This is a genomic window from Bacillus sp. BACIII, from assembly GCF_057836745.1.
Genome location: NZ_CM174437.1, coordinates 143,050 through 155,812, shown reverse-complemented (window position 1 = coordinate 155,812; position 12,763 = coordinate 143,050). Strand labels below are relative to the sequence as shown.

Below are 12,763 nucleotides of genomic sequence, written 5' to 3'. Positions count from 1 at the left end.
AAAAGGGATGCCGCTTTCGGCGTCCCTTTTTGTGATCACTTGGCAAGCTCATAAATGGCTTCGGCGTATAAAGCGGTTGACCGGAGAAGGTCATCAATTTCGATGTACTCATCCTTTTGATGCGCGCTGTCAGGCCGGCCGGGAAACAGCGGCCCGAACGCCACGCCCGCCGCAAGGGATCTCGCATACGTTCCTCCGCCGATTGAAATCAAATCCGCTTTCTTTCCCGTCTGTCCTTCGTAAACCTTTTGAAGTGTCTTTACGAGCGGATGATCGCCAGATACGTGGTGCGGTTTGCTGTCTTTAAATTCTTCAAGCCGGAATTCAGCAGCGGACATAAAGGCATCACGAATCACTTGGCTGTCCGAAGTGACGGGATAACGGATGTTGATGCCGAGTTCTCCGCCCTCACCCTTTCTGTATGTAAAGGTGCCGACATTCAATGTAAGCTCTCCGCTGATGTCATCCCTGCAATCAATCTTCAGCTTTTTGCCCCGTGTATCATTTGAAAAATAGTCACTGACGGTTTTGACAAAGTGTTTTCCGGCTTCATCCAGTTCCGTTCCGTTAAGACATTCAGCAAGCTTTAAGCCGGCATTGACACCATTATTCGGTTCCATTGCGTGGCATGATTTTCCGAACACCCGAAGCGTCAGTTTTCCGTTTTCCGAAACCGCTTCACCTTGTGTTTTTGACTGTTCCAGCCAGTTGCTGAAATATGCGTGCACGGCATCCTGGCCGGCCCCTTCAATGACCGCTTCGGCCGCATCCGGCACCATGTTCAAGCGCAGCCCTGAACGGAATGACAGAAGCCCGTTTTTTGCGTCTTTGTCAGAAGTTCTTTTTGCAATACGCAGTGTGGCATCTATCATTCCTTTTTCCGCGTTAATGATCGGAAAATCGGCGTCAGGGGCAAATCCGATGTCAGGCATTTTTTCGTGTTTGAAATAGTGGTCCACGCATCTCCAATCACTCTCTTCATCTGTTCCGATGATGATTCTCACGCGTTTGGATAAAGGCAGCTGCATGTCTTTGACGATTTTCAGCGCGTAAAACGCCGCCATTGTCGGCCCTTTATCATCAATGGCGCCTCTGGCATATATCCGGCCGTTCCTGATTTCGGCTGAAAACGGATCGCTTGTCCAGCCGTCTCCGGGCGGAACGACATCGACGTGGCACAGAACGCCGACAATTTCGTCACCCGTTCCCCACTCAATATGGCCCGCATAGCCGTCAAGATTTTTGACGGTGAAGCCTTCTTTTTCGCCGAATTCCAGCAGTGAAGTCAGGCTGGCATTGACGCCTTCCCCAAACGGCCGGCCGGGGCCGGCTGTTGATTCGTCCATTACGCTGTTGATCTGTAAAAATTTCTGCGTGTCACGGATGAGATCTTCTTTGTTTCGGATAACTTCAACTTCCCAGTTCATCACAAATCCCCTTTCTTGATAAAGACTTGCAAAATGTTCATAAAACGAATAATATAGATGATGTTTTGAAAAAATGTTCGTCATTGGAGGTACTTATGTTTCATCTCGACAAGCATCAAACGACAATAAAAAGAGAAATTACCGCGGGACTGACCACCTTCTTTACAATGGTGTATATCATTGTCGTCAATCCGGTGATCCTTTCAAATGCGGGAATTCCGTTTGACCAGGTGTTCACCGCCACGATTATCGCTTCCATTGTCGGAACTTTATGGATGGCTCTCGCTGCGAATTTTCCGATTGCCATTGCCCCCGGCATGGGCTTAAACGCGTATCTCGCCTTTCATGTCGTCGGCGCAGGCAGCGGCATTTCGTATCAGACGGCTTTCAGCGCCGTATTTATCGCGGGAGTCATCTTTATCATTTTATCGTTAACGCCTTTAAGAAAACAACTAATAGAAGCCATTCCGGGCAATTTAAAATACGGAATTACGACCGGCATCGGCTTATTTATCGCGTTTATCGGCTTGCGCCAATCCGGTATCATCACGGCTGATAAATCTAATTTAGTCGCACTCGGCGATCTTCATTCGCCTGCCGTCATTTTAACGCTTATCGGGCTCATCATCAGTATCGTGCTGATGGTGCTGAATGTAAACGGAGCTCTGTTCATCGGTATGGCGCTGACTGCTGTCATTGCCTTTTTGACCGGTCAGATTCATTTTACAAAAGGGTTCATGTCCTTCCCGCACCTGCCTGAGGGGCTTTTAATAACAAATCCGTTCGGAGCCCTCGGGGATGTCGTGCACCACGGTCTGTACGCCGTTGTGTTTTCTTTTCTTCTCGTTACGATTTTTGACACGACCGGCACCATGATCGGTGTCGCTGAACAGGCGGGATTGATCAAAAACAATCAGCTGCCGAATGCGCGAAGAGCGCTTTTGGCTGATTCGACCGCTACGACGGTCGGAAGCATCTTCGGCACCAGCCCGACGACCGCGTTCGTTGAATCTTCAGCAGGGGTGGCCGCCGGCGGAAGAACGGGCCTGACGGCGCTGACGATTGCCGTTATGTTTGCCGTTTCCATGTTTTTCAGTCCGCTTGTCAGCGTCTTATCAGAAGTGTCAGCCATTACGTCACCGGCTCTGATTATTGTCGGCAGCCTGATGATGGGGGCGGTGTCGAATATCCGCTGGAATGAGCTTGATGAAGCATTCCCGGCCTTTCTCGTCATTTTGGCGATGCCTTTAACATCCAGTATTTCAACCGGAATCGCGCTCGGCTTCATTTCATACCCGCTTGTGAAGCTCGCCAAGAAAAAATGGCGCGAAATCCATCCTTTAGTCATCATCTTTGCAGTGCTGTTTTTTATTCAGCTTTTTATTTTGAACGGACATTAAAAAAATCCCTTTCCTTTTTCGGAAAGGGATTTTTCACATATAAAGAGCGGAAAAAACCGCCGCAATGAGGCACCATCCGGAACCGATGATTTGAATGAAGGTTAATACGCTGTTTCTCGCCCGGAAATAGTCATCACTGTCTTTTTTGATACCGCTTAAAACCGGTTTGTCCGTGATCCGGTCAAAGAGAAGCGACGCGGCGTATCGGCTGACCAGTGTAAATAAAATGAGGGCTGCCGGCTTCAGCAAAAGCGGAAGAACGAGAATAAGAGCCGTAAAAGCCGCGGTTAAAAGGTAAAGCTGCCGGAGATACCCGCCGTTTCGGATCAGCACTTTAAAAAATAATTCTTTCCACGCCGTATACGCCGACCGTTTTGTAAAGATGTGCTTTGAGCCGGGATATAAAAACGGCTTGCTCCGCCCTTTCTTTTTCACATTCGGCAGCTGCACATCATGGCTGAGCATCAAAACAGAAGCGGTGAATGAAAGCTTTCGCCTGTTCTCCTCAAGCACTTCTTCCTCAAAAGCTGATAAGGACTCCGCTTCTTTCCAAGTCAAAAGGGCGGAACAGATGAACAATATACATCCTGCCGGCCAAAGCCAGTACCACTCCGCGGCAAACCGGATCATGAAACACGCGCCCGCCAACAGAACCGCCGCTTTCAGCCAGCCTGCCGCCTGATTTCCGAATGTCTGCCGTCTGATTTTTCTTTGCCGATGCACTGCCAATATCGCAGCATGAAAGCCGGACAGACAGCAAAAAATGCCGAAATATGCCGAAAAGGTGCAGTCACCGTACTGTCGCCATAAGGGAAATAACAGCACGGCAAGCACGCCCCATTTGATAAGTGAAAGGAACATCGAATACAAAAGCGCGTACCGTTTCAGCTTTTTCATCAGATATTTTGTATGCACCAAAAACACATGATCCGCTTCCAGCAAAAAGGTATGAATAAAACCGGTGCATAACAGCAGGACACTGAAGACATACAACCAGCCCCAGCCTAATACTCCTGCCGCTCCATTAAGAAGCCCCCTTCCGTTCAGCCATTCAGCATATTGATAAACGGCAAATGCGGCAGCAGGAAGAACGATATACAGCGCGACCGTCCAATCAATGACCGTCTGAAACACCTTCCATTGATACCGCCAAAAATGAAACATCCTTTGAAAAAACAAAGCCCGCCCGGTCATCGCTGACTGCTCCGAACCGCTGAATAAAAGCAATCTAACAATGAACGGCTCCCCGTTTTTTCTTGAAGCTCCGCTAACGTGCCTTGAAGAAGCAGAGCGCCTTGATCCAGCAAATAAAACCGGTCGCAGATTTTTTCGGCGGTATCCAAAACATGGGTGCACATCAGAATACCCGCGCCCCTTTCTTTCTCAGCAATCAGCATGTCGGTAAACAGCTTCGTTGAGATCGGATCAAGTCCGATAAACGGCTCATCAATGATGTAAATATCCGGCTTCGCCAAAAACGCCTGTATGAGCATCAATTTTTGCTGCATCCCTTTTGAAAAACCGGAAGGCAACTCATGTTTTACCGCCGTCAATGAAAATTCATCAAGCAGCCGCCCGGCCCGCTCACGGCACTCTCCGGCTTCTATCCCCCGCAATGACCCTGTGAGTTCAAGATGCTCCCAAAGCGTCAGTTCTTCATAAAAACTCGGACGCTCCGGTATGTAAGCATAGGATGAATCATTCCATTCAATTCCGCCTTCTATATCCCTGCACAGCCCGAGAATCGCCTTAATCACCGTACTTTTCCCCGCTCCGTTTGCCCCGATTAACCCGGCAATTTCCCCCGCGCTGACCGACAGAGATACATTTGAGATCACCTTCGGCCTGTCAGCATAACCGGCGCAGACGATGTTTGCATTCAATAAGTCTCCCAAGCTTCTCCCTCCCCCGTTTTCATACGGACACGTATAAAAAAAGTTTCAGTTACCATAATAATAAAAGCGGGCCGGGCATAGTAATGCACCAAGGCACTCCCAATTGGTAAAAATTATCTGCGTTTATTCCTAGATTCATGTCCGCCATATCGTGTATAATGGAGGCAGTTAAAAGAGAAAAAACAGAATGTCTGCCTTTGTTGCTTATTCGTACGAAGTTTTAGAGTCGAAAGTTGTGGTATATCAAGTCCTTCCGATCTTATGATAAGGAGTGGTTTTTTGAAACCTTCAACAAATCGTATGCTGACTCGGATTAAATCAGTTTACATGTTCATCCAGGAAAAAGGTCTTGTGACGACACAGGAACTGGTTGATGAATTCGGCATTACACCTAGAACCATTCAGCGAGACTTAAATGTGTTAGCATACAATGATCTTGTTCATAGTCCTAGCCGAGGCAAGTGGGAGACAACACGAAAAAAAGTAAAAATTACATCTTAAGCGAACAATTACATAAGGCCCTTTTCAGCCTGACATGCTGCAAGGCAAAGCAGCGTCTTTGCCTTGTTGTTTTTTTGTTCCTCTATATAAAAAGCCCAAAACAAATCTGTTTTGGGCTTTTCTGATATCGATTACACTTCAGTATCTTTCAGCGCTGCGAGCTCTTCTTCAGTCAGCTCGCGAAACTCTCCCGGCTTAAGCTCCGGATCAAGAGAAACAGCCCCCATCGAAAGCCGTTTTAAATAAGACACTTCATTTCCGACAGCCTTTGCCATCAGCTTCACCTGATGATATTTGCCTTCTGTAATGGTCAAATGAATGGCCGTTCCATCCGGGCTTTCAGTAATGGCTTCAACGGCTGCCGGCTTCGTCTTATAGCCCCCTTCAATGACGACGCCTTTTTCCAGATTGATGATGTCTTCCGGTGACAGAGGTGAGGTTAACCGGACCTCGTATGTTTTAGGCACGTGCTTTTTCGGAGAAAGCAGACGATGAGCGAGCTGCCCGTCATTGGTCAGAAGCAGAAATCCTTCGGTATCCTTATCAAGACGTCCCGCCGGAAACGGTTCGAATCTCTGTTCTTCAGGCGTCAGCAGATCAACCACCGTTTGCTGGCGGCTGTCTTCTGTAGCGGACAGCACTCCTTGCGGCTTATTCATCATGACATAAATAAATTCCCGATAGTCTGCCGGCTCTCCGTATACCGTGATGTCCTGTTTATCCGGATCGACATGGGTTTTCACATCTTTCGCCGGCTCTCCGTCAATCATGACAGCCCCTGCCTTGACGATTTTTTTCACATCTTTTCTTGAGCCGAATCCGCTGTTTGAAAGCAGCTTATCAAGTCTCATCCTGATCCTCTCCTTTAAAAAGAAAAGCCCGCAATAAGCGGACTGTTCATTATTCCTCAATGGGCGGAATGCCTGCCTCTTCTTAAAATCCGCGGCAGACGGTTTCCAAACATTTTCTGCAAAAATCCGATTCGGTACGCGGCAAACATGTACACCGCACCGCCGACAGCGGCACAGACAAAGACGACAATCGCCGCATGCAGCTGGCCGCTTTGGTACGTTACGAAGAAACTGAGCAGCCATTGAGTCAGCTTGACCGCGACTCCCATTACAACGGATAAGACCGCAATTAAAATGACCCGCCTCATAAGCACCGTATACGAATAGCCCGCATGGCGCTTAATCATAATAAAACCGTACAGAAGAGAAGCGATATAACCGAGCGCCGTTGCCAATATGGCGCCGTCTCCCTGAAACAGTTTGATCAGCGGCACGTTCAGCACCACTTTTATAATGACGCCGATGAAAAGGCTCACAACCGCAAATTTCTGCTTATTAATCCCTTGCAGGATCGCGGCGTTTACTGTAAACAGAGAAAACAAAATCGCGACAGGCGCGTACCAGAACAAAATATCCTGTCCGATATCCGGACGAAGGCTTTCAGAACCGTAGAAGAACGTATAGGCCGGCCCTGATAACACCGACATCCCGACAACGGCGGGGATAACCAGAAACAAAATGATCTGCATCGTCTGGTTAATCTGCTGGTTCAAAAGCTTATAATTCCTGCTCGTAAATGATTCGGTTATCGTCGGGATCAGCGTCAGACCGAAAGCGGTCGCCAGAGAAACCGGAATCATGACAAGCTTCGGTACATAGAGGGTGACAATCGCCAGCATGTCCTGGCTGATGTCCTTATGGCCCGCCGCAATCATCGCTTTATTAAACGTATTTGTATCGATATAAGAATACAAAGGAATCGCCAGTCCGACAAAAACGTAAGGAGCGGCATAGCTGAAAAGCTCAATGAACATTTTTTTATAGCTTAAGTTCGCTGACGGGACGAGGTTCGGCTTCATCGCCAGAAGATCGCCTTTCCGCTTATTCCAGTAAATATAAAGGACGACAAGCCCTCCGAATGATCCGATCAGCGCTGCGAAAGTCGCATATCCGACTGCGATGACAAGGCCGCCGTTAATCACTCTTAAAATCAAATATGTCGCGCCCAATAAGAAGATGATCCGGGCAAGCTGTTCCACAACCTGAGAAACGGCTGTCGGCCCCATCATCTGGTGGCCTTGGAAAAAACCGCGTACAAGACTCATAATCGGCACAACCAAAAGTGCCAGACTGACCATCCGGATGACATAAACGACGTGGTCAATCGTAAGCCCGTTGTTACTTGCGCCGCCGAGAGATGTTTCCGCAAAAAACGGCGCCGAAATATAAAGAATCGAAAAAGCGATCATCCCGGTAACGAGCATAACCGACATTCCCGCTCTCAGCATCCGCCTGCTCGTCTCATAGTCTCCTTTGGAATTATATTTCGAGACAAACTTTGAAACCGCGGCGGGAAATCCCATCGTGGCAATGTTTAAAAACAGTGTATATTGATTATATCCGTATTGAAACAAAGCTCCGCCCGTCGCTCCGACCATCGCTCCGAACGGGATCAGATAAATCATCCCTAAAATCCGCGATATATAGGTGCCGAGCGTCAGCACGAACGTGCCCCTTAACAATTTGCTTGACATGTTTCCTCATCACCATTTTCTACGAAGATTCAACTTTTCTATTTTAACACAATTGGGCAAATAGACGGTAATAATTACAGCGGGAAACTTTTTGGGAAACTTTAAAAACACAAAACACGTTTATGGAATCCCTTTCTTTCGCTATAATAGCAGGAAGCGGACATTTCCGCCTATTATACGCGAAAAAGAAAGTTGTTGATGAAATATGAAACATTATGACGTGATTGTGATCGGCGGCGGCCCGTCCGGTTTAATGGCTGCCATTGCCGCAGGTGAAGAAGGGGCAGATGTTCTATTAATTGATAAAGGAAACAAGCTGGGACGGAAGCTGGCGATTTCCGGCGGCGGGCGCTGCAACGTGACCAACCGCCTCCCTGTTGAAGAGATTATCAAACACATTCCCGGCAACGGCCGCTTTTTATACAGCGCATTTTCCGAATTTAATAATGAAGATATCATCGCCTTTTTTGAAAACCTCGGCATTCAGCTGAAAGAAGAAGACCACGGGCGCATGTTCCCGGTGACGGACAAAGCGCAAAGCGTTGTCGATGCGCTTTTGAACCGTTTAAAAGAACTGAATGTCACCATCCGCACAAATGAAAAAATCAAAGAAGTGCGGTACGAGAACGGCAGGACAGCGGGCATTACGACAAACAATGACGAACACATTAACGCACGCGCCGTCATTGTCGCGGTCGGCGGAAAATCAGTCCCGCATACCGGCAGCACCGGAGACGGCTATGCATGGGCGGAAGCGGCCGGCCACACCGTAACTGAACTCTTTCCGACAGAAGTGCCGGTTACGTCGTCAGAGCCGTTTATTAAGCAAAAAACCCTTCAGGGGCTGTCTCTTAGAAACACGGCCGTCAGCGTCCTGAATAAAAAAGGCAAACCTGTCGTCACACATGTGATGGACATGCTGTTTACCCATTTCGGCTTGTCAGGCCCCGCCATTCTCCGCTGCAGCCAGTTTGTCGTCAAAGAACTGAAAAAGCAGCCAGAGGTCAAACTCCGCATCGATCTGTTTCCCGGCATCACCGAGGAAGAGTTATTTCAGCGGATGCACAAGGAGCTGAAAGACGCGCCGAAAAAAGCGCTCAAAAACGCGCTCAGACCATGGATGCAGGAACGGTACCTGCTTTTCCTTCTGGAGCGGAACGGCCTTGATCCTCAGATCAGCTTTACGGAGCTGCCGAAGGATCAATTCAGGGCGTTTGTCAAAGACTGCAAACAATTTACGGTTTCAGCAGACGGAACGCTTTCTTTGGACAAAGCGTTTGTCACGGGCGGCGGTGTTTCCGTAAAAGAGATTGAACCGAAACAAATGGCGTCTAAAAAAATGGAGGGCTTATATTTTTGTGGGGAAATCCTTGACATTCACGGCTACACCGGAGGCTATAATATCACGTCAGCCCTTGTTACGGGACGTCTCGCCGGCTTGAATGCAGGACGTTACTCACACTCGCTGTAAAATGGTTTTAAGCACATTAACCTGAGCGCCCCACCAAAAACATGATAGAGTTTTCTGCGTTTTGTTTCACCTGATTGAGGGAATAGGAAGAAAAGGATGATCTGCAATCGTACGATCATACTAAAGCAAATGGCGTATTGAAAAAATAGTCAGAGGGTGAGAACGTTTGAAGAAAAAGAATATCTCCAGTGTTTTTTGGATTGTGATCGTTATCACAGCCGCTGCGGTTTTATGGGGAGTTATTTCACCTGATAGCCTGCAGCAAGTGACAGATACGGCACAACGTTTTGTTACGGATTCTTTCGGCTGGTATTATCTGCTGGCCGTTTCAATATTTGTCGGTTTCTGTCTCTTTCTCATCGTGAGTCCGATCGGCAAAATAAAACTCGGAAAACCCGGGGAAAAACCGGAATTCGGCTTATTATCATGGTTTGCCATGCTATTCAGCGCAGGCATGGGAATCGGCCTTGTATTTTACGGGGCTGCGGAACCGATCAGCCATTACACGATCAGCTCTCCCTCAGGTGAAACAGAAACGCCCCAAGCTTTTCGTGATGCGCTCCGGTATACGTTTTTCCATTGGGGGCTGCACGCTTGGGCCATATACGCCGTCGTCGCTTTATGTATCGCATATTTTCAATTCAGAAAAGATGCCCCCGGTTTGATCAGCAGCACACTGACACCGATTTTAGGCGATAAAGTGAACGGTCCGATCGGCAAGACGATTGACTGTATCGCCGTATTTGCAACGGTTGTCGGTGTGGCGACAAGCTTGGGGCTCGGCGCGACTCAGATCAACGGCGGTCTGCATTATTTATTCGGCATTCCGAAGACATTTTCCATTCAGCTGATCTTGATCGTTGTCGTGACCGTGCTTTTCTTAATTTCTGCGTGGAGCGGAATCGGCAAGGGAATTAAATACTTAAGCAATACCAACATGGTGCTCGCGGGTATATTAATGCTTTTCATGCTCATTGCAGGCCCGACGGTGCTGATTATGAACTCATTTACCGATTCTATCGGGCAGTACATCCAAAATATCGTGCAGATGAGCTTCCGTTTGTCACCGAATGATCCCCAAAAACGCGAATGGATTAACAGCTGGACCATTTTCTATTGGGCCTGGTGGATTTCCTGGTCTCCGTTTGTCGGCATTTTTATCGCCCGTGTATCAAGGGGCCGGACCATCCGGGAATTTTTAATCGGTGTGTTAGTGACACCTTGTATATTGGCCTTTTTATGGTTTGCGATTTTCGGCGTATCTGCAATGGATCTTCAGCAGAAAGGCGTCTTCAATGTCGCCGGATTGTCGGCGGATACGATGCTGTTCGGCGCTCTCAGCCACTATCCGCTCACAATGGTGACATCCGTGTTGACGCTTGTTCTGATCGCTGTATTTTTTATTACATCAGCCGATTCAGCGACATTTGTGCTTGGAATGCAGACGACTCACGGCTCGTTGGACCCTTCAAACCAGGTGAAAGTCACTTGGGGCATTATCCAGTCTGCCGTGGCAGCGGTTTTATTATATTCCGGCGGCCTTGCCGCACTGCAAAACACAGCCATTCTCGCTGCGGTTCCGTTTTCAGTCGTGATCCTTCTGATGATCGTGTCTCTGTACAAGTCATTAGCGAGTGAAAGAAAAGGAATCAAACAAGCGGAGAAATACCAAAAGCCGAGAAGTCCCCGCGTCAAAAAAGCATAATGCACAGTGAAGCCCGGCCATTCGTCCGGGCTTCTTTATTTCCGATATAAAATGAGAGCGGAAAAACAATAAAGCTGCTCCCCTTCCGGATCACAGGCTGCCGCTACCGTATATTTGATATCAACGAGCTGTTCTTCAGAAATCCCCTTTAAAAATGAATTGACTTCAGTCTGCAAATCCTTCTCATGCTCCTGATCAAACACAGCTATCTTCAGCACGTCATCCTCTCCTTTCCCTATCAATTTATTCCGGCAGAAATGAATTATGATAGGGAATAAACAAGTTTTTATTTTTTACTGATCTTTACTAAAAACAACCGAAAATCGTTATTGAAAACGCTTGCAAAAATGTGACGGAGCTGATAGACGAACTCCAAATTCCGCTTGATGAATATCCTAGGAGATGCGCAGAACAAATCAAAAATTGGGAAACGATGAAAGACGGCATCACCAACAATCAAAACCTGACGCATGAACGCTCGAAAGAATATGGTTCGAGAATGATAGAAGATGGAGACGGGGCATCCGTTTATGTTCGGCGGCAATGTGCTGAATACGGGGCTGATAGAATCTGCAGGCGAAAGCGATCGCAGAAGTGCCGTGCGCCGCCGTCAAAAATCAAATGATGCCGTGCTATTCAGGCGAACTTCCGGAACAGCTCGCGGCGCTCAACAGAACGAACATCAACACACAGCTTTTAACCATTGAAGCGGCCGTCACTTTAAAAAAGGAAGCTGTCTATCAGGCGGCGATGCTTGATCCGCATACGAACGCCGAGCTTTCCATAAATGACATCATATCTTTGTGCGATGACTTATTTGAAGCGCACAAAGACTGGCTTCCGGCTTATCACTAATCATTCGCGATCCGGCCCTTGAGGGGGGCCGGACGCTTTATATGTTCAGCACCAGTTTGACCGTCTGTAAGGTGTGTCCTTTAAAGTCTTCTTCAAATTCACATACCCATTGAAATCCTTTAGCCTGATAAAAGGACAAGGCGGGGCGGTTCTCTTTTTCTGCATGGACATAAAGCTCTTTTATCCCGCCGGACTGTCTGATGCACTCTTTAAGAAGTGCCGTGCCTATCCCGCTTCCCTGGCAATCCGGATCAATATAAATGGCGGCGAGCTCCGCTTTCCCGTCTTTTTGAACCGGGGTGGCATTTGCAAAACCGAGATGTCTTCCCTCTTTTTCTTCTGCCACAAGGAACAGTGAATGACGAAGCCGGCGTTCCATCATCTCATCATGATAGGCAGATTCGAGAAACTGATCCTGAATGTGTCTGGGGATAATCCCTTCATACGTATGATGCCAGCTTCGTTCCGCGATTTGCCGGACCTGTTTGATATCACTTGCTTTCATAGCGCGTATGACCGGTTTCACCTGATCGCCTCCCGTTTTTTCTATAAAAAAAGAAGAAAAGACGTACATCCCTTTTCTTCTTTCACTTCACAACGTTATTTCTTCGGTTTTGTTTCGCCTTCCCATTCCAGCATTCCGCCTTCAACATTAACCGTACGGAAGCCCTGCTCATGTAAATACATACAAACGTTCATGCTTCTTTTTCCGGAACGGCAGATAAATACATATTCCTTGTCCTTGTCTAACGCATCCATCTTTTCTGGGATGTCCTCCATGCGGATATGAACAGCTTGCGGAATCATTCCTTCGGCTACTTCTTCATCTTCTCTGACATCAATCAGATACAGCTCTTCTCCAGCTTTTAATTTTTCTTCAAGTGCGGCTGTGCTGATTTCATTTATTTTCAATATGTGACACTCCCATTCATCTTTATGATGTTAAGTATACCAAAGCCCGCAG

The 12,763-nt window shown here is 47.7% G+C and carries 12 protein-coding genes and 1 pseudogene; 5 read left to right on the top strand and 8 right to left on the bottom strand.

The window, feature by feature from the left end; genetic code table 11:
- Positions 1-35 precede the first annotated feature (35 nt).
- Positions 36-1,427 carry a dipeptidase PepV gene (gene pepV / locus ACXN9U_RS00910; protein WP_489202079.1) on the bottom strand — a complete coding sequence of 464 codons (1,392 nt, stop codon included), beginning with the start codon at positions 1,425-1,427 and terminating at the stop codon, positions 36-38.
- 95 nt (positions 1,428-1,522) lie between these two features.
- Between pepV and ACXN9U_RS00905 the strand changes: the two genes are divergently transcribed.
- Positions 1,523-2,827, top strand: coding sequence for an NCS2 family permease (locus tag ACXN9U_RS00905; RefSeq protein ID WP_045926428.1), 1,305 nt, complete (start codon positions 1,523-1,525; stop codon positions 2,825-2,827).
- Positions 2,828-2,860: 33 nt separating this feature from the next.
- On the opposite strand, the gene ACXN9U_RS00900 is transcribed toward ACXN9U_RS00905, so the two are convergent.
- On the bottom strand, positions 2,861-4,021 hold the full coding sequence (locus tag ACXN9U_RS00900; protein ID WP_060964516.1) for an ABC transporter permease: 1,161 nt from the start codon (positions 4,019-4,021) through the stop codon (positions 2,861-2,863).
- On the bottom strand, positions 4,018-4,722 hold the full coding sequence (locus ACXN9U_RS00895) for an ABC transporter ATP-binding protein (protein WP_016938525.1): 705 nt from the start codon (positions 4,720-4,722) through the stop codon (positions 4,018-4,020). The genes ACXN9U_RS00900 and ACXN9U_RS00895 overlap by 4 nt, the downstream gene beginning before the upstream one ends.
- A gap of 279 nt (positions 4,723-5,001) precedes the next feature.
- Between ACXN9U_RS00895 and ACXN9U_RS00890 the strand changes: the two genes are divergently transcribed.
- Entirely contained in the window at positions 5,002-5,223 is a 222-nt protein-coding gene (locus tag ACXN9U_RS00890) for a DeoR family transcriptional regulator (RefSeq protein ID WP_003152337.1), read from the top strand.
- A 131-nt stretch (positions 5,224-5,354) separates the two neighbouring features.
- On the opposite strand, the gene ACXN9U_RS00885 is transcribed toward ACXN9U_RS00890, so the two are convergent.
- Complete coding sequence (locus ACXN9U_RS00885; RefSeq protein WP_060964515.1) at positions 5,355-6,074, bottom strand: pseudouridine synthase; 720 nt, start codon at positions 6,072-6,074, stop codon at positions 5,355-5,357.
- A 56-nt stretch (positions 6,075-6,130) separates the two neighbouring features.
- Positions 6,131-7,768 carry a putative polysaccharide biosynthesis protein gene (locus ACXN9U_RS00880; protein ID WP_060964514.1) on the bottom strand — a complete coding sequence of 546 codons (1,638 nt, stop codon included), beginning with the start codon at positions 7,766-7,768 and terminating at the stop codon, positions 6,131-6,133.
- Between the two features lie 205 nt (positions 7,769-7,973).
- Here ACXN9U_RS00880 and ACXN9U_RS00875 point away from each other — a divergent pair, with 205 nt between their 5' ends.
- On the top strand, positions 7,974-9,239 hold the full coding sequence (locus tag ACXN9U_RS00875; protein ID WP_060964513.1) for a BaiN/RdsA family NAD(P)/FAD-dependent oxidoreductase: 1,266 nt from the start codon (positions 7,974-7,976) through the stop codon (positions 9,237-9,239).
- Positions 9,240-9,405: 166 nt separating this feature from the next.
- Positions 9,406-10,944: a glycine betaine transporter OpuD gene (gene opuD / locus ACXN9U_RS00870; protein ID WP_060964512.1), complete on the top strand. Its 1,539-nt coding sequence runs from the start codon at positions 9,406-9,408 to the stop codon at positions 10,942-10,944.
- A gap of 35 nt (positions 10,945-10,979) precedes the next feature.
- Here opuD and ACXN9U_RS00865 read toward each other — a convergent pair whose 3' ends face one another.
- Positions 10,980-11,162: a sporulation protein Cse60 gene (locus ACXN9U_RS00865; protein ID WP_060964511.1), complete on the bottom strand. Its 183-nt coding sequence runs from the start codon at positions 11,160-11,162 to the stop codon at positions 10,980-10,982.
- 125 nt (positions 11,163-11,287) lie between these two features.
- Between ACXN9U_RS00865 and ACXN9U_RS00860 the strand changes: the two are divergent.
- Positions 11,288-11,799, top strand: a pseudogene (locus ACXN9U_RS00860) (family 4 glycosyl hydrolase); the annotation flags it as partial.
- Between the two features lie 37 nt (positions 11,800-11,836).
- On the opposite strand, the gene ACXN9U_RS00855 reads toward ACXN9U_RS00860, so the two are convergent.
- Complete coding sequence (locus tag ACXN9U_RS00855; protein ID WP_082761647.1) at positions 11,837-12,373, bottom strand: GNAT family N-acetyltransferase; 537 nt, start codon at positions 12,371-12,373, stop codon at positions 11,837-11,839.
- Positions 12,374-12,399: 26 nt separating this feature from the next.
- Positions 12,400-12,711, bottom strand: a complete 312-nt coding sequence (locus ACXN9U_RS00850) for a rhodanese-like domain-containing protein (RefSeq protein ID WP_060964510.1) — start codon at positions 12,709-12,711, stop codon at positions 12,400-12,402.
- Between the last annotated feature and the right edge of the window lie 52 nt (positions 12,712-12,763).

Coding starts and splice junctions, on each gene's coding strand:
- ACXN9U_RS00855 (WP_082761647.1), bottom strand. CDS start 12,373: ATGTACGTCTTTTCTTCTTTTTTTATAGAAAAAACGGGAGGCGATCAG.
- ACXN9U_RS00905 (WP_045926428.1), top strand. CDS start 1,523: ATGTTTCATCTCGACAAGCATCAAACGACAATAAAAAGAGAAATTACC.
- ACXN9U_RS00880 (WP_060964514.1), bottom strand. CDS start 7,768: ATGTCAAGCAAATTGTTAAGGGGCACGTTCGTGCTGACGCTCGGCACC.
- pepV (WP_489202079.1), bottom strand. CDS start 1,427: ATGAACTGGGAAGTTGAAGTTATCCGAAACAAAGAAGATCTCATCCGT.
- ACXN9U_RS00885 (WP_060964515.1), bottom strand. CDS start 6,074: ATGAGACTTGATAAGCTGCTTTCAAACAGCGGATTCGGCTCAAGAAAA.
- ACXN9U_RS00875 (WP_060964513.1), top strand. CDS start 7,974: ATGAAACATTATGACGTGATTGTGATCGGCGGCGGCCCGTCCGGTTTA.
- ACXN9U_RS00900 (WP_060964516.1), bottom strand. CDS start 4,021: ATGACCGGGCGGGCTTTGTTTTTTCAAAGGATGTTTCATTTTTGGCGG.